19 protein-coding genes are annotated in these 16,084 nt (G+C 65.7%); 9 read left to right on the forward strand and 10 right to left on the reverse strand.

What is annotated here, in order from left to right; translation table 11 throughout:
* Window positions 1-19: 19 nt before the first annotated feature.
* Window positions 20-853, reverse strand: coding sequence for a response regulator transcription factor (locus AC5RTT_RS01605; protein ID WP_494143734.1), 834 nt, complete (start codon window positions 851-853; stop codon window positions 20-22).
* 422 nt (window positions 854-1,275) lie between these two features.
* Here AC5RTT_RS01605 and AC5RTT_RS01610 point away from each other — a divergent pair, with 422 nt between their 5' ends.
* On the forward strand, window positions 1,276-2,286 hold the full coding sequence (locus AC5RTT_RS01610) for a LamG domain-containing protein (protein WP_494143735.1): 1,011 nt from the start codon (window positions 1,276-1,278) through the stop codon (window positions 2,284-2,286).
* Window positions 2,287-2,391: 105 nt separating this feature from the next.
* On the opposite strand, the gene AC5RTT_RS01615 is transcribed toward AC5RTT_RS01610, so the two are convergent.
* The 4 genes from AC5RTT_RS01615 to AC5RTT_RS01630 form a co-directional block, all read right to left on the reverse strand.
* A complete protein-coding gene (locus tag AC5RTT_RS01615; protein WP_494053276.1) occupies window positions 2,392-2,556 on the reverse strand; it encodes a hypothetical protein in 165 nt (54 codons plus the stop codon).
* 4 nt (window positions 2,557-2,560) lie between these two features.
* Entirely contained in the window at window positions 2,561-3,673 is a 1,113-nt protein-coding gene (locus tag AC5RTT_RS01620) for a glycosyltransferase family 2 protein (protein WP_494143736.1), read from the reverse strand.
* 371 nt (window positions 3,674-4,044) lie between these two features.
* Window positions 4,045-4,509: a pyridoxamine 5'-phosphate oxidase family protein gene (locus tag AC5RTT_RS01625; RefSeq protein ID WP_494143737.1), complete on the reverse strand. Its 465-nt coding sequence runs from the start codon at window positions 4,507-4,509 to the stop codon at window positions 4,045-4,047.
* A 69-nt stretch (window positions 4,510-4,578) separates the two neighbouring features.
* Window positions 4,579-5,334, reverse strand: a complete 756-nt coding sequence (locus AC5RTT_RS01630; protein ID WP_494143738.1) for a ZIP family metal transporter — start codon at window positions 5,332-5,334, stop codon at window positions 4,579-4,581.
* 200 nt (window positions 5,335-5,534) lie between these two features.
* Between AC5RTT_RS01630 and AC5RTT_RS01635 the strand changes: the two genes are divergently transcribed.
* Window positions 5,535-6,011 carry a sensor histidine kinase gene (locus AC5RTT_RS01635; RefSeq protein ID WP_494143739.1) on the forward strand — a complete coding sequence of 159 codons (477 nt, stop codon included), beginning with the start codon at window positions 5,535-5,537 and terminating at the stop codon, window positions 6,009-6,011.
* Between the two features lie 74 nt (window positions 6,012-6,085).
* On the opposite strand, the gene AC5RTT_RS01640 is transcribed toward AC5RTT_RS01635, so the two are convergent.
* Window positions 6,086-6,697 (reverse strand): NADPH-dependent FMN reductase, encoded by a 612-nt coding sequence (locus tag AC5RTT_RS01640; RefSeq protein ID WP_494143740.1) that lies wholly within the window; start codon window positions 6,695-6,697, stop codon window positions 6,086-6,088.
* Between the two features lie 270 nt (window positions 6,698-6,967).
* Here AC5RTT_RS01640 and AC5RTT_RS01645 point away from each other — a divergent pair, with 270 nt between their 5' ends.
* Together AC5RTT_RS01645 and AC5RTT_RS01650 are read left to right on the forward strand one after the other, a co-directional pair.
* Window positions 6,968-7,111, forward strand: coding sequence for a hypothetical protein (locus AC5RTT_RS01645; protein WP_494053271.1), 144 nt, complete (start codon window positions 6,968-6,970; stop codon window positions 7,109-7,111).
* Between the two features lie 190 nt (window positions 7,112-7,301).
* On the forward strand, window positions 7,302-8,240 hold the full coding sequence (locus AC5RTT_RS01650; protein ID WP_494143741.1) for an SRPBCC family protein: 939 nt from the start codon (window positions 7,302-7,304) through the stop codon (window positions 8,238-8,240).
* 126 nt (window positions 8,241-8,366) lie between these two features.
* On the opposite strand, the gene AC5RTT_RS01655 is transcribed toward AC5RTT_RS01650, so the two are convergent.
* On the reverse strand, window positions 8,367-8,849 hold the full coding sequence (locus AC5RTT_RS01655; protein WP_494143742.1) for an Lrp/AsnC family transcriptional regulator: 483 nt from the start codon (window positions 8,847-8,849) through the stop codon (window positions 8,367-8,369).
* Window positions 8,850-8,941: 92 nt separating this feature from the next.
* Between AC5RTT_RS01655 and AC5RTT_RS01660 the strand changes: the two genes are divergently transcribed.
* The 3 genes from AC5RTT_RS01660 to AC5RTT_RS01670 all read left to right on the forward strand — a co-directional run bounded on the left by AC5RTT_RS01660 (window position 8,942) and on the right by AC5RTT_RS01670 (window position 11,362).
* The gene (locus tag AC5RTT_RS01660) at window positions 8,942-10,033 is read left to right on the forward strand and encodes a histidinol-phosphate transaminase (protein WP_494143743.1); all 1,092 of its coding nucleotides are present in this window, start codon (window positions 8,942-8,944) and stop codon (window positions 10,031-10,033) included.
* 11 nt (window positions 10,034-10,044) lie between these two features.
* Complete coding sequence (locus tag AC5RTT_RS01665) at window positions 10,045-10,722, forward strand: YitT family protein (protein ID WP_494143753.1); 678 nt, start codon at window positions 10,045-10,047, stop codon at window positions 10,720-10,722.
* A 301-nt stretch (window positions 10,723-11,023) separates the two neighbouring features.
* Window positions 11,024-11,362, forward strand: coding sequence for a hypothetical protein (locus tag AC5RTT_RS01670; RefSeq protein WP_494143744.1), 339 nt, complete (start codon window positions 11,024-11,026; stop codon window positions 11,360-11,362).
* A 32-nt stretch (window positions 11,363-11,394) separates the two neighbouring features.
* Here AC5RTT_RS01670 and AC5RTT_RS01675 read toward each other — a convergent pair whose 3' ends face one another.
* Window positions 11,395-12,327, reverse strand: a complete 933-nt coding sequence (locus AC5RTT_RS01675) for a threonine/serine dehydratase (RefSeq protein ID WP_494143745.1) — start codon at window positions 12,325-12,327, stop codon at window positions 11,395-11,397.
* 1 nt (window position 12,328) lies between these two features.
* Window positions 12,329-12,601: a hypothetical protein gene (locus AC5RTT_RS01680; protein WP_494143746.1), complete on the reverse strand. Its 273-nt coding sequence runs from the start codon at window positions 12,599-12,601 to the stop codon at window positions 12,329-12,331.
* 214 nt (window positions 12,602-12,815) lie between these two features.
* Here AC5RTT_RS01680 and AC5RTT_RS01685 point away from each other — a divergent pair, with 214 nt between their 5' ends.
* On the forward strand, window positions 12,816-13,412 hold the full coding sequence (locus tag AC5RTT_RS01685) for a nucleoside/nucleotide kinase family protein (protein WP_494143747.1): 597 nt from the start codon (window positions 12,816-12,818) through the stop codon (window positions 13,410-13,412).
* An 84-nt stretch (window positions 13,413-13,496) separates the two neighbouring features.
* On the opposite strand, the gene AC5RTT_RS01690 is transcribed toward AC5RTT_RS01685, so the two are convergent.
* Window positions 13,497-14,327, reverse strand: coding sequence for a hypothetical protein (locus tag AC5RTT_RS01690; protein WP_494143748.1), 831 nt, complete (start codon window positions 14,325-14,327; stop codon window positions 13,497-13,499).
* 368 nt (window positions 14,328-14,695) lie between these two features.
* Between AC5RTT_RS01690 and AC5RTT_RS01695 the strand changes: the two genes are divergently transcribed.
* Complete coding sequence (locus tag AC5RTT_RS01695; protein WP_494143749.1) at window positions 14,696-15,898, forward strand: N-acetylglucosamine-6-phosphate deacetylase; 1,203 nt, start codon at window positions 14,696-14,698, stop codon at window positions 15,896-15,898.
* Window positions 15,899-16,084 lie beyond the last annotated feature (186 nt).

The raw sequence follows: 16,084 nt of genomic DNA on the forward strand, positions 1-16,084 counted from the left end.
CCGGCAACCCTTTGGGGAATTACTGCGTCATCCGGTAGCCGACACCGCGGACCGTCTCCACCCAGCGAGGATGCCGTGAACTGTCCCCCAGCCGCTTCCTAAGGTTGCCCACATGCACCTCCACTGCACGCTCCTCGCCTGCACTGACGAAGGAGTTTGTGCTGTAGGGCTCGTTCCGGAGCCTCCGGACCAGGTCGGCCTTGGTCTGGACTGTCCGCCCGTTCTCCATCAGGACCAGCAGGATGTCGAACTGCGTGCGCGTCAGGTCCACGGGAACCCCCTCAATGGCTGCCTGCCGTGAATCCTCGTGCAGAGTGAGCCCGCGGTGGGCGAAATCGCAGCAACCCGGTACTTCCTGCTGCTCCGGCGGCACTCCCCCTACCCGCCGATCATGCGGGGCTGCCCCGCCACCGTCGTCCGTTGAATCCCGCCGGTGCCACTGCCCGTGACCCGGTGAGCCGCCAGCCGGAGCAGTGGGCAGTGACCGGGGGCGGCGGAGCATGGCACCGATCCGCGCCCTAAGTTCCCGCGGCCGGAAGGGCTTGGTGAGGTAGTCGTCGGCCCCCGCCTCGAATCCCATCAGCGCATCGGCTTCGTCGGTACGGCTGGTGACGATGATGAGGTAGGCATCGCTAAAGGTCCGGATCCGCCGGGAGGCCTCCAGCCCGTCAAAATCAGGAAGGCCAACATCCATAGTGACAATGTCCGGCTTGTGTTCCCAAACGGCTTCGACACCCGCAGAGCCGGACGATGTCGAGTGGACGGCAAAACCGGATTGCAGCAGCACCTCGGTCAGGATGTCGCGGACGTCGTCATCGTCCTCAACCACTACGGCGACGCCGCGCTCCACCATCCATGCCCCCTCAAGCCTTATCCGCTTCCGCCCATCGCGCTGCAAACTTGCTGGCGCAATGCACTAAGTGTTCGGAGACGGAAGCCAAAAGGATGCCCCTGGTCCTAATTCACGGAAAGCCCTCATGAGATTACCCAAAGAATTGGATGTACGCCCATTCCTCAACCGGTAATGCGCATTTCTTGAGATTCCATTGAGTGTTGCGTTTTGCTTGAGGTTGTTTTCTACGGAAAAATCGGGGAGTCAAGCTATTGCCTTTTTCCAAAGCGGTGACCGAAGATCAACCTGTGCTCAATGGGGCGCAAATTGCTCGCTGCGAGCAACTGATAAGGGGCGTTTGCATGGCTTGTTTTCGCTTTTCTGTCCACCACACCTCAAATCGGGGCAAATCATTGGCCATGCTTGCGGCCGGAACCTTGGCCATGATGGCAAGCTTTACGCCAGCCCAGGCCGCGGATACCGCGCCGCTTGATCCCAATCCCGGGCCGGCCGGCAACTTCTCCTGGAAAGGCTTCAACTGGGAGAAACGCTTCTGGGGCGGGGCGCCGCAGTACAACAAACTGTTTGCCGCCGCCAATGTCACCAACCCGGACGCGAACGGACACGTTACCCTCAGCCTCACAAACCCGAGCGGTAATGCCCCCGTTGGCGCGGAGTTCCAGTCCACCAGGCAAGGATTTGGTTATGGCACCTACCGCACCGTGGTGGAGAAGGACCTGACCACCCTTCAGAAGGAAGTGGTGTGGGGATGCCTCTTCACTTATGATCCCCTGGCGGCGCCCGGGTACAACGAGATCGACCTGTGCGAGGCCTCCGCCTGGGGCGGCGGGGCCGCCTACGGAGAGTCCTGGCCTGTGACCCAGGGCCACGGGTACTGGTTTGATGCCAGCAGGCCCCCCGGGGAGGGCAACAACACCACGGTCTTTGGCGTAACGTCCAGCCCCATAAACACCCACCGAATGGTATGGGAACCCGGCCGGCTTACGTTCGAAACCTTCGAGGGGGAAGGCTTCACTGGGAGCCTCCTCAAGAAGACGGTCCTGGAAGGGCCGACGGTACCAATCCCGGCTAAGGAACAGATCCACTTCAATCTCTGGGTGACCGGCGGGGGCGGAGGTGACCCCGCCCACGTCAAGCCGGAAAGCGTGGTGATCCGTGACTTTTCCTTTGTGCCTGCGGTAGCCGCTGCCCCGGCCCAGCCTGTTTCCGCAATCACGCTGAGCACCTCCACCACCAAGACCAAATCGGTCAGTTCCACCACATTGAAGTGGACCGGGGCAACGGGGAGCAGCGTGACGCTGTGGATTAACGGCACCCGGAAAACCATCCCGAACACCGGAAGCTTCATCAACACCATCAAGGGCGGGAGCACCATCGCCTATAAAGTTTGCGACACTGCCGGGTGCTCGAATGTGGTCAACGTGGTGACCTGACACTTGCCAGGGCGGAGCCCGGCCATGAAGAATGCAGCGTGCACGTTGACCGCTGCATTCTTCATGGGAACGTGGTTGGCGGCAGGTTGAGCCATCCGGCGCCTGTTAGGACTTGGTTCCGCGCACGGGGACGATCCGCCTGACGGCAAGCCCCAGCGCCAGAAGGGCAAAAGCGGCGAGCGCAAGCCAGAAGAGGTCGCCCGCGCCGGTCATGGCGAGAGTTCCGGAACCGGCCCCCGCGGCGGCAGGTACTGCTGGGTTGTTGTACATGGAGTTACCAGGCTTTCTTTTTGTTGAAGGCTGCATCTGCATAGGCCTTCGCGTGGACTACCTGCAGGAACAGGTCAATCACAAGTTCGTACATGGTGGCTGCTGCGAGCATGTATCTCCATCCCCGCAGCCGCACTGTCACCACCCGCTCGATCACGAAGACACCGGTCACGGCGAGCCAGAACGGCTGGATGTGCAGCCCCTCCCCCGTGGCCAGTGCCAATGCCACCGTGCTGACGTAGGCGATGGTGACGGCCACGCCCACTAACGACAGGAACTGCCTGCCCCAGTAGGGCCGGGTCACCCTGGTCCAGCCGTATTGGACGCAGTTCTCCACCGCCCCACGCTTCCAGCGCAGTCGCTGCGCCCACAGTTCACGCCAGGTGGGCATCACCTCCGTCACCAGGGTGCAGTCAGCGGGCGAACGTATGCGGTACTTGAGGGTCAACAGGGCAAAGGACAACTCGTTGTCCTCTGTGAGGACCGAGGTATCGTAAACGCCTCCGCGGCCATTCCCTGGCGGAAGGGTGCCATCCAGCCTTGCCGCCACCACATCCCGGAGAGTGCGGGCCCGGAACAGCGCAGCAGTTCCCGTGACCACCAGGCATCTGCCGCGGAGGCGCCGCACGTCCCTGGCATAGCGTGCATATTCATTCCGCTGGAGGTGCCCCACAAACCCGCCGCCTCCCGCCCCGGTGAAAACGCCGCCCACAGCACCAAGCCGTGAATCAGCCTGCAGGTGGGCCACAGAGCGCTCAATGAAGTCCCGGGACAACTGGGAATCGGCGTCCTGGATCAATATCAGGTCCTCGGGAGCCGCATGGGGCAGAAGTCCTGCGAGAACGAAGTTCAGGGCACCCGCTTTTTTATCCGCGTTCCCCACGGTCCGGACTACCTCCGCGCCGGAAGCCGCAGCGATTTCCACAGTGCCGTCAGTGCAGTTGTCCGCCACCACAATGACCCGGTCCGGACTGCGCGTCTGGTCCCGCAAGGAGGCCAGGGTATCTGCAATTCCAGCAGCTTCATTATGTGCGGGAATTATGACAGTAATCACAATTCCCGACCGTCCCCACGGGACGTTAAGCCGTGCGCCGGCGGCATTTGCGATGGACGCCACATTTTCTTCACAATCCCCCCAAGAGACACTTCTGCAATGGATCTCGAGTCTTCCAAGGAGACCGCAAAGGATCGGCATAAAAGCGGAAATTAAGGGGCAAGCTTCAGTCAAGAAAAACGCACGATTTGAGGTGTGGAAATGAGCCGTTGAGGTATGACAATTAGCCCAATCGGGGGCCGCAGCACGTGGACCCCGATGCATTCGATATCCGCAACATGGCCAGCGGCGGGCAGACTGCCCGCGGCTTCCGCAATGATGGCCAGCGGCCGCCTGGTCGCCTTGGACCTCAGCCGGCAGGGCCTGCTCCAGCTATCGCGACGGCGGGAAGCAGCACGTTCCCGTGTCCCGCCGTCGTACCGGCCCCGGCGCCGTCACTCCCAGTCTGCAGTGAAATCCAGGGGCGGCCACCAGCGCGTCCGCGAATGGACGGCGAACCGGCGGCCGGTGACCTCGGTGGGATTGATGCGGATCAGGTGCTCCTTGAGGCTCGGCTCCCAGGGTTCGCGATCCGGATCGGCCAGTTCCAGGGGCAGGGAGCCGTCCTCCACCCGCGAGGGAACGCCTTTGACGACGACGCTCCACACCTCCGTCCCGTAGACGTTGAGCGCATCCGTTTCCAGCGCCACCGGATTCCCCGTAAGCATCGACCGAAGTTTCGTTCCGGGGGCGGTCCGCAGATACAGCGCCCCTTCCGCGGGAACGAAGTTCACCGGGAAGATCTCCGGCGTACTCCCGTTGATGACTGCCAGCCTCCCGACGTAGGAGGAGCCCAGGAGCTTCCAGCATTCCTCGACGGTCAGGACTTCGGTTGCCGATTCCGGCTGACGGGTTCCCATGGGCGAGATTCTAGGTCTCCGGCACAAGTAGGGGGTAGGGCCTTCGGTCCCCCGGTCCCGCCCCGGGGCCTAACCGCCGATGTGGTGGACCGTGAACGCGGTCAGGAAGCCCACGGAGGCCGTCAGGCCGGTCAGGTTGTGGTGTTCCTCGAACGCCTCCGGGATCATCGTGTCCGCCAGCATGGCCAGGATTCCGCCGGCAGCCACGGCGGTGATGAAGGCCACCACCCCGCCGGGCGCATTCTCCAGAGCTGCGTAGCCCACCAGCGAGGCCACGCCGCAGAGCAAGGCGATTCCACCCCAGAGCCCGAAGACGTAGCGGGCGCTCCTGCCCGCCTTCTTCATGCCGGCGGTCCCGGACAGCCCTTCGGGCACGTTGGAGATGAAGACTGCCGCCATCATGGCCGGGCTGACCGCTCCGCCGGCGAGCATGCCCACGCCCAGGACCACTGATTCGGGCACGCCGTCCAGCAACGCCCCGACGGCGATGGCTGTGCCGCTGCCGGGGTCCTCCTCCTCGGACGGCTGCTGGGTGCCGGAGCGCTTGCGGTGCTTGGCCCCCGCCCTGGCAAGCAACATGTTGGCCCCGACGTAGACCACCGAACCCGCCAGGAAACCCGCCGCGGTGGGCCACAGCCCACCGCCCTCCACCGCCTCGTCCACCAGTTCAAAGGCCAGTGCCGAGATCAGCACGCCGGCCCCGAAGGACATGATCGAGGACACCAGCTTGGACGGCAGCGCCCACCGCCAGGACAGGGCCGCGCCCAGCACCAGCGCCGCGCCTGCCACCGTGCCCCACAACAGTGCCTGAAGCCATTCAGGCATTGCCACCCACTCTCCGGCTCCCCCAGCGGAAGCCATTCCAGCCAAGGCAGCAGCAATCTGCGGCCATAGAGCAGCCAGACTAGTGGAGGCTGGGCCGCGCGCAGAATTGATGGGATCTTGACCCAATCCTTGCGGACCCCTGAAGTTGCGGGTCCACGCTGGAGGCATCGGACCAACCAGCTTGTGGGGAGCAGGAAGTCATGGGAGACAAGACAGCTTTTGAGGGCGATGTCACCACCGAGGGAGGCGTGCTGACGGACCAGCATCCGCTCGATTTCCACGCCTTGGGACTGGCCGGCTGCATTGACCGGCTGACCGGGCCCCTCCGCCGGAGGGGGACCGCGGTCTGCTGGGACACTCCGCACTGGGGCATCGAGATTCCGTCGGACTGCGCCACCCTCCTCTACCAGTCGGCCCGCGAGGCGCTCAGCAATGCATATAAGTACTCCGGGGCGTCCCACCTCACCGTCCGGCTTGCCGCGGTGGACCACGGCATCCGCCTGGTAGTGGCCGACGACGGCACCGGCTTTGACAGCCGCCGCGCCACGCGCGGACGGCACCACGGCTATGGGCTGCGCCTTATGTCGGTGGCCGTCCGGGAAGCCGGTGGCTGCGTGGACATCAGTTCCAGCCCGGGTCACGGCACCAAAGTGACGGTAACCCTGCCGCTGGACTGACGCCCAGCACACACGGACTCGGAGGCCGCCGTACTGGGACGGCGCGCCTCCGCATGCCGGCTCCGATATTGCTGCTAGCGGGTCAGCTTGGCCTCGTCGGTTTCCAGGTCGCCGATGTGCCCGGGTGCGTTGGCTGCCAGGACGCGCGCAACGAACGCGGCGTACTCGTCCATGTAGTGGCGCAGGAACCTGGCGGTATCCTCCTTCTTCACCTCGCCGTCCTCGCCGAAAACAGCGGCGTCGTAATGGATGTAGGCCTCGGGTGCGTTCAGCTGCGGCGCGTCCAGGAAGCTGAGGACGCTGCGGAAGGAGGACTGCATGACGGCAGTACCGATGCTGCCCACGGAGGCGCCGATGATGCCGGTGGGCTTGCGGGCAAACGAGTTGCTGCCCCAGGGCCGGGAGCCCCAGTCGATGGCGTTCTTGAGTGCACCGGGGATGGACCGGTTGTACTCAGGGGATACGAACAAGATGCCGTCCGACGCCTCGATGGCCTCCTTGAGGGCACGGGCTGCGGGCGGGAAGTCGGCGTCGTAGTCGTAGCTGTAGAGCGGGAGGTCCCGGATGGGGATCTCCGTGAACTCCAGGTCCTCCGGCGCGAGCTTAATCAGCGCCTTGGAAAGGGTCCGGTTGATGGAGCCTGTTGCCAGGCTTCCCACGAAATATCCGATCTTGAACGGTGCCATGAGTGTTCCTTCCGAGGGCCGGGCGGCGCCGGCCTTCCATGTTCTTTCGAAAAGGTGCCGCCCGTCTTCCTCCGAAAACTGGCGGCGCTGGTTGGTGCCACTGCACCCCACAGTCCAGCACAGATGGACCGTCCCGGCCAGAGCCTCTGGCTTACCCTGCGATGTCCTTGACAGGCCGCGGCCGGGAGCGCTGAATGATCTGTAGCGCAACCCCGGTTTTCGTGGCGTCCCGCCGCCTTCCCCGTTCGCCTTCCAAGGAGCACACCAGCCATGACGGACTATCCACTGGACGAGCGAGTCCATACCGAAGCACCCGCCGAGGGCGATCCGGACGCGGACGTCACGGAGATCCGCGTACATTCCCAGGATCCGGCAGAAGGGGCCGACGAACCCGCCCCGCCGGCGTCCAAGTAGGCGGCAGTCCATCCCGGCCGCCTCCCCGCGGCCGGGCTTTGGCCTGCCCGACGGCGCACCCGGCCAGGGGCCGCCGTCGTCCGTTCCGATTTTCGTGCTCTGGATATGGACGAGCCCAAAAGGTATGTTGGTAAGCATGCTGATGATTTTTCCGAGTCATCAGTTCCGGTGACAAAGCGAAGGAGACGTTATGAGCACGAAGGTGGAAAAACGCATTCTGGTGAACGTACCGGTGAGCACGGCCTACAACCAATGGACCCAGTTCGAGGAATTCCCGCATTTCATGGGCGGCGTCAAGAGCGTCACGCAGCTGGCCGATGACCGGCTTGAATGGGTGGCCGAAATCGGTGGCATCCGCCGGCAGTGGGAAGCGAAGATCCTGGAGCAGGTCCCGGACCGCAAGGTGGCCTGGGCTGCCACCGAAGGTGCCACGAACGCAGGCGTGGTGGAGTTCGAGGACGTAGGCGGCGGCCAGACGTCCGTACGGCTGACGATTGATTACGAGCCCGAGGGACTGATCGAGAAGGTGGGCGACAAGCTCAACGTCGTTGACCGGCAGGCCGAGGCAGACCTGCAGCGTTTCAAGGAATTCATCGAGGACGAAGGCTACGCGAGCGGCGCCTGGCGCGGCACGGTCAACCCCGGCGCAACGGTAGGAACGCCCGGCGTGGAAGACGCAGCAGCATCCCGCGGCGATTCCGGCAAGGCCGGTGTTTCGGGCAAGGTGGCCGCCGGACTGGGCGTTGCGGCAGCAGCCGGTGCCGCTGCCGCCATGGCTGCCGGGGGCAACAAGGGCGAGACTGCAGCTGCGGACGAAACGGTAACTCCAGCCACTACCGGGGAGCCGGCCACCGTCACGCCCCTGACGACGGATACCACCACTACGCGCACGGATACGGCAACAACGGGTACGACGGCGGCCGCCGGCTCCACCGGCTCAGTCGCCGACCTTGGTGGTGATGACCGGATCGGTCACCCCTTCGACCAGACAAACGGCCTGGTGGACACCACCGGTGAATCCGACGAGACCATCGAGGGCGAGAACCTGAGCGCCGGCGAGCGGCGCGAGGACGATCGTCGTCCCGACGGCGGCCTGCCGCCTGTTGGCGGCAGCCTCGGCCAGCACTGACCGCGGGGACGGCCCGCCGTCGCACATCTCCTAACCAAGCGCCGCCCGCCTCTCCCCCGAGGCGGGCGGCGCTTTGCCTGCCTCCGGGGCTGGCGCAGGAGGTGAAATTGCATCACCACGCGGTGGCTACTTTCGGCCTGCCACCGAATGCAACAGCGGCACGGTCCGCGGCGGCATGACCTCCACCAGAGACATGGCCGTGCTCGTGCGGACGACGCCGGGAATCGCCAGCATCGCATTGGTCACCCGGTGGAGGTCGGCAGGGTCCTTCGCCGCCACTTTGGCCAGCAGGTCGGCATCTCCCGTGGTGGCATGCATTTCGATGATTTCCGGGATGGTCCGTAGCTCGGCCGTGGCTTCGTCGCTAGAGGACTGGCTGATGGAGATGGAGATGAAGGCGGTCAGCGGCAGTCCCAGCGCCTCGGTCCGGACCCGCTGGCTGAACGGCGCCAGGCTTCCGTCATTCACCAGGCGGCGCAGCCGCGCATGGACCGTGTTGCGGGCAACTCCCAGCGTCCTGGAGAGCGAGAGGACGGTCGCCTGCGGGTCGTCGTCGAGTGTGAGGAGGATCTCGGCGTCAAGAGCATCAAGAAGGTGCATACTGAGCATTTTGCCACTCCATCCTGCTGGCAAGGCAGGATCTGTCCTGCAGTAAGCAGCTGTGTTGCGCATACGCACGCCGCTGCCCGACGATGCTTTGCATGACCAGCACCCTTCCCGACACTGCCGCTCCCGGGCTGCGCGCCGCCGTCGCAAACCTCCCCGCGTACGTTGCCGGTAAAAGCGCAGAGTCTGAACTGACTGCCGCCCTGGCCTCGAACGAAAGCCACTTTGCTCCGCTGCCGTCCGTCGTCGAGGTTGTTACTGCCGAAGCCGGCCGGATCAACCGGTACCCCAGCATGGGCGCGGTGGACGCCCGGGAGGCCATTGCGCGGCATTACGGAGTATCTCCGGAGGAAATCGCCGCCGGCCCCGGCAGCTCCGGCGTGCTGCAGCAGATCATCACCGCGGTCTGCGATGCCGGGGACGAGGTGGTCTTCGCGTGGCGTTCCTTCGAGGCGTACCCCATCCTGGTCACCGTGGCCGGCGCTGCACCTGTCCCTGTGCCTCTGTTGGACAACGAACAGCACGATCTCGCGGCCATGGCCGCCGCCATCACGGACCGCACCCGCCTGGTGATCCTCTGCTCCCCCAACAACCCGACGGGCGTCTCCATTGACGCCGGCGCGCTGGAGGACTTCCTGAAGTCCGTGCCGTCCACGGTCCTGGTGGTGCTGGACGAGGCCTACATCGAGTACCAGCGCGGCCCGGGCCTGGACTCGCTGGAGTTCTACCGGCGCTACCCCAACCTGTGCATCCTGCGCACCTCCAAGGCCTACGGCCTCGCCGGCCTGCGGATCGGCTACGCCATCGCCCGTCCGTCCCTGGCTGACGGACTGCGCCGGACCGCCATTCCCTTCGGCGTCAACCGGATGGCCCAGGCCGCGGCCGTGGCATCGCTGGCCGCAAGGGATGAACTCAGCGTACGGACCGACGTCGTGGCACAGGAACGCACCCGGGTCATCGCCGCCCTTCGCAGCTTCGGCTGGGACGTCCCGGACAGCCAGGCCAACTTCTACTGGCTCCGCGCCTCCGACGAGCTCCGGGAAGAGCTGCTGGCTGCCTTGGCCGGCGCGGATATCCTCGCCCGCGGCTACGCGGGCGACGGCGTCCGTGTCACCCTGGCGGACAAAGAAACCAACGACCGCGTCCTCGCTGTCCTGGCAGACCGCGGACGGTTTGCCGTCCAGTGAGTACCGCCACCATGCCCACCCCCACAAACGTTCGCGGTGCCGGGCCGGCCACTGCGGAAGGAACCACGACGGCGGCACCCGCCACGCCGCCGTCGGCCGTCCGTCATTCCCTGCTCGAGGATGTCCTGGGCTTCCTCACCGGAACCTTCGCCGCTTCACTGGGCCTGTACCTGCTCAAGTCCAGCGAGGCCGTCACCGGCGGCACGGCCGGCCTGGCCCTGCTGCTAAGCTACACCCTGCCGTTGCCGTTCGGCGTGATCTTCTTCGGGGTGAACCTGCCGTTCTTTGGGCTGGCGGTGTGGAAGAAGGGCTGGAACTTCGCGCTGCGCACCGGCGCGGCAATCGCCTTGGTCTCGGCCATGGCAAGTCTGCACCCCTGGGCCCTGGGGCCGCTGGTGATCGACCCCGTTTATGGGGTGCTGGGCGGAAACCTGCTGGCCGGCGTCGGGCTGCTCATCCTGTTCCGGCACAAGTCCAGCCTGGGCGGCTTCAGTATCCTGGCGCTGCTGCTGCAGGACAAGCTGAAGTGGCGGGCCGGGTACGTGCAGATGGTGCTGGACGTGGCCATCGTGCTGGCGGCGCTGGTACTGGTGCCACCGTTGATGGTGCTGCTGTCCGCCGTCGGCGCCACGCTGCTGAACCTCATCCTCGCCCTGAACCACCGCCCCGGACGCTACCTCGGGAAGTAGACGCCGGGAGGGCTGCTGGTTAGGGGCCTGACTCGTACCGGTCATCGTGGCCGTGCTGCCGTGCAGGGACCAGGACCACTTCGTGTAGATCCGCTGCCGGCTCGTCGAACTTGGCGTTGACCGCCGCCAGCGTGTTCCCCAACAGTGCCGCCGTTGTGGGAATCTGGAAGCTGTCGCTCGTGGTGACGTCCCGGACCTCGCCCGAGGTGTAGCCAGTTTAAGTACAGCAGTTGGGCCCGCCAAGGCATCGGAGCCCCCATTCTGCTTACAATCGAAACCTCTATTGACTACTGAGGGATCCATGAAGAAATTCGCCACAGTCCTGTTCGCCGCCGGCCTGGTTGCTTCGGCTACAGCCTGCTCCGCCTCCCACCAACTGTCCACCGAAGAAACCTGCGAGCGGATCCAGTCCGTTGTGTCGAACCCCGCCAACAGCGCCGGCAAGACGGGAATGAACCGGCTGGCAAACCAGATCCGCCCCATCCACGCCGTCGCTTCCGACGACCTGAAGCCGGCCCTCGCCTCGATCATCGAGTACACGGACGAGCAGGCGAAGGAAACGCCGGACGAGGCCAAGCTCGCAGAGCTCCAGGCCGATTACGAGGAAGCCGGCAGCACCTACAGCCAGTTCTGCAGCTAAATACCCTCCGCGAACCGGGCCCGGCCGCCCAGCTACAGGCTGGCCGGGTCCGTATTGGCGCCGCAGAGGATCACTGCCACGCGCTCGTCCCGGTGGGGCACGTAGGCGCCACTGGTGAGGGCCGCGTAGGCGGCCGCGGCACCGTGCTCCACCACTATCCGGTAGGTGTTCCAGAGCTGAGTCCGGGCTGCAACAATATGGTCATCGGACACCAGGACGCTTTCGACGCCGGTGCGGACCGCCACGGAGAAGCCGATGTCACCGACGCGGCGGGCTCCCAGCGAGTCCGCCGCGACGCCGGACACCGCCACGTCCACCGGCTCTCCCGCGGCAAGGGCGGTATGCAGGGTAGGTGCGCCGTGCGGTTCCACGGCCACAACTTTTGCGTGGCCTTCCACGGCGGCCGCAACGCCTGCCATCAGTCCGCCGCCGCCGACAGCCACCAGGACGGTCTCGACGCCGGGCACCTGTTCCAGCAGTTCGGTGCCAACGGTTCCGGCGCCCGCTGCGATTTCGGGCTGGTCGTAGGCGTGGCAGTATACGGCCCCGGTTTCCCGGGCGTATGCCACCGCCGCCTGGTAGGCCTCGGCATATTCCGCACCGCCCTGGACCACGGTGGCGCCGATGGCCTTGAGCTTTTGGACTTTGACTTCCGGCGCTGCGGAGGGAACGAACACCGCGGCGGGGACGCCGAGCTGGGCTGCCGCATAGGCGTTGGCGAGGCCCGCGTTTCCGCCGGAGGCCACCACCACGCCCACATCCGGCCGGAGTTCACCGCGTTCCTTGCTGGCAAGGATCCGGTTCAGCGCGCCCCGGGCCTTGAAGGTCCCGGTGTGCTGCATGAACTCGCATTTGAACCAGGCCTGTCCGGGGAACGCGCACCGGTCCGCCGCCATAACGGGCGTCAGGCGGGTGAGGCCGGCGGTCCGGTCCGCAGCCCGGTCAACGTGCGCACGGGTGATCACGTCAGACTTCGTCGTCCCAGGTTCCGGACTCCTCCAGGGCTTCCTCGGGCTTGTGTTCCTGCCCGGGCTCGCCGCTGCCGACGTACGACGCCGGGACGGTACCGCCGGGATGGGCCTGCTGCTCTTCACGGATGTTGGATGCGCCGGGCAGTTCAGGGTGCAGGCCGCTTTGCGGGGCTTCCTTCCCCTGGGCAGGGCCGTTCTTGGTTTCGTCAGGGTCACCGGGGCCGCGAAGGTCTGCGTCGTTCAGGGGCTCGTTATTGGATGTGGTCATGGTCCTGCCTTTCACCGTGGGAAAGCCGCTGCTTCCGGCCGTACTGGCCCGGCCGCTTTCCAGCCTACGTTTTCAGGGGCTTGATCGCATGGAAGTGTGGAACCTGTGGTTTGGCCGGCAAACCTGTGAAAGAGGGTCCGTTAGCTGGGAATCCCACCTCAAGCGGGACTTCCCGGGAACCGGGGGCGTTTAACCCATGGCAGAAGGAGGCCACGTGATCATTGTTCTTACCGGAATCGACGGTTCCGGCAAGTCCACGGCTGCCGCTGCCCTGGTGTCGTCCGTCGAAGCGCACGGCGGCAAAGCGGTGCTGCTGAACAACCATGCCGGACGGCGCACCGTGTCCGTCCTGTCCGTCAGGACGGGGATCCGCCTGCCCAAGGGCCTGGCCGAGGCCCTGGAAACCACCTTCCGGGTGTGGAACGTGCTGGTTTCCCACCTGAGGGCAAGCCGCTTTGAGGGACTGGTGGTCATGGACCGCCACCTGTACTGCCAGCTGGCACTTCGAACCACCAAGGGCCTGCCCCGCGGTCGCTTCCTGCCCTGGCTGCTGAAGGCACTTCCGGTGCCTGACGCCGTCGTCCATTTTGATATTGACCCCGGTGAGGCGCACCGGCGCATTGTTGCCCGCGGGACGGATGACGAGACGCTGGAGGACCTCATCGCATTCCGGGACGCCTACGCTGCGCTGCCGGAATACAAGGACTTCGTGAAGGTGGACGCCTCCGTGCCGTCGGCGGAGCTGGCCCGGCAACTGGAGCAGCTCATTTTGAGAGGGCAGCATCTGCCCGCTCCTCCGGTCGGCGCCTAAATTCTGGATCCGCTAGAAACAGCGAAGGGCGGGCAGGACCAACTGGTCCTGCCCGCCCTTGCTGTTGAATCGGCGGCTACCGGATCAGCGTGATGCTGTCGGCGAGGCCGTGGACTCGCTGTCCTCGGTCTCCGTAGCCATCGGGGAGGCTGTGTCCTCCGGCGAGGCCGTGGACGTAGCAGTCGAAGTGGACGTTGACGTGGAGGTGGACGTCGGGCTGGAGGTGGCGCCGCCGCCGTCGGCCTGCTCAAGCACCTCGTTAATGAGGTCCTCAAGCTCCTTCTGGTCCGCGTCGCCAAGCTCGGCGCCGCTCTTGGTGGCGACCACCAGCAGCCGCCCCTCCGCAGCAGAAACCTGCATCAGCTTCTGCTGGTTCTCGCCGCTGCGGCTGCTGAGGGTGGCAAAGGTTTCCTGGGCATCCGTCTCGGCCTGCAGCTCCTCGCTGGAGACCTCGTAGCTCTGGCCCAGGGCCTCAACCTTGAAGGTGGCGCACTGGTCCATCTTGCCCTTGATGTCCGTGAGGACCTGCTCGGCGTCCTCCCCTTCACCGCTGGACTGCGCGGACAGGGTGCGGGGCTGGTTGCCTTCGGAGATCGCGACGGCCACCTCGCCGTTCTCCACGGTGTCCAGCAGGCCGGCGGTGGCAATGTCCTTGCAGTCTTCAGGGTCCACCGTTGCGGTGCTCAGCAGCAGGTTGGCGATGTTCCCGCCCTGGTCCACCTGCTCCTTCGAGTAGAGCTTCAGCTCGTTGCCGTCGGCGTCGGTCTTGCCGGAGATGAGGTCGCGCAGCTCATCTTCCGTGTAGACCTTCTCTTCCTCGGTAGGGGAGGGTGACGCCGTCGTGGTCGCAGTGGGGCTGGCCGCGTCGCCTCCTCCGCCCGTGCAGCCGGCCAGGGCCAGCATCGCTGCAGTCATCAATCCAAGCGCCGGAACTTTACGCATGTGTACATCCCCTTCGAAATAGAAAGCATGCTTAGCGTTTTCCACCATAGACGGTCCTGCGTGCGGAGGGAAATAACAGGCGGATAACTTTGGCAGTGTGGAATAATCCGAGGTAGTGGTCCGCACCGGACCGCTCCACAGATCGGCGGCGGAGTGACGCTGGAACTGGTACCGCGGCTGCTCCAAAGTGGCGTCCCGGCAGTCCACACTTCCGCCCGGGCAGGCCACGGGCTCTCCGGAGGAGACCGGGTGGCCGCCGCCGACCCTGCTTTGGCCGCGGCGATGGCTGCGGCAGTGGCAGGGGGACCCCTAGGGACACCTACTGCGGAATGGTCGGAAGTATGAGCAACGAGCGGGTCCTGCGCGGCCGGATGATCACCGGAAGCATGGACATTGCCGACGGCGTCATAGCGGTTGACGCCGGCCGCGTCACCTATGCAGGGCCGACGTCCGGATACCGCGGGAAGGCTGGGCCTGCGACCGAAAACATCCTGTTGCCAGGCCTGGTGGACCTGCACTGCCACGGCGCGAACGGCTCCGACTTCTCCGAGGGTTCCCTCGACACCGCCCGGTCGGCGGCCCGCTACCTGCACAGCCGGGGTACCACCACGCTGCTGGCCAGCCTGGTGACGGGGTCGCCGGGGAACCTGGTGCGCAACCTCTCTGTCCTGCGGACTTTGGCAGAGGAAGGACTGATTGCCGGGTCCCACCTCGAAGGCCCGTTCCTTGCGGCAGGGCAATGCGGCGCCCACGATCCCTCGCTGCTCCTCGAACCGGACCCGGCCCTGATGACCGAGATGCTTGAAGCCGCCGGACCATCCCTGGCGTCCATCACGCTGGCGGCCGAGCTTCCCGGGGCGTCCGGCCTGGTGGATCTGCTCGCATCACGCGGCATCATCCCGTCCCTGGGGCATACCGCCGCGGACCCGGCGGCCGCTGCAGGGTTCCTGGAGCACGCTGCTGCCGGGTTATCTGCTCCGTCAAATCCAACCGGGCGGTTCAGGCCTACCGTCACGCACCTGTTCAATGCGATGCCAAGCCTGCACCACCGCTCCCCCGGCCCGGTATCGGCCAGCCTCAGTGCTGCCCGTGCCGGCAATGCGGTGGTGGAACTCATCGCAGACGGCGTGCACCTGGCGCCGGAAACGGTCAAGCTCGTGTTCGACCTGGTGGGCGCGGAAAACATAGCCCTGGTTACCGACTCGATGGCGGCCACGGGCCTGCGGGACGGGGCCTACCAGCTCGGTTCGCTGGCCGTCACCGTGGACCAGGGCGTAGCGCGTTTGGACAGCACCGGGGCCATTGCCGGCGGAACTGCCACCTTGCTGGACGTCGTGCGCACCACCGTCGCCGCAGGTGTCCCCCTGCAGGACGCCGTACTGTCGGCAACAAGCGTTCCGGCCGCGGTCCTCGGGCTGTCCTCGCAGGCAGGCGACCTCCGTGCAGGCCTGTCCGCCGACGTCGTCGTTACCGACCCTGACCTCAAACTGGCGGGGGTCCTGCGCCGGGGCGAATGGGTGGCTGCCCTCGCGCCCACAGGGTAGAGGCGGCGGCAGCCCCGGCGCGCGGTCCCGGGGCGTGGTCCCGGGGCTTGGCGGGGGCCTGGTGCGGAGGTAGGGGGCGGGGGCAGGAATGATGCTCCTATAGCTGTCAATTGTTGTTGAGCCAGTCTGAGTAGCGTTGGAAGAATTGGTCGTCGCGGGTGAGGCCGCGTTCGAATCTGGACAGTG

It is taken from the genome of Arthrobacter sp. Y3221157 (assembly GCF_059089865.1).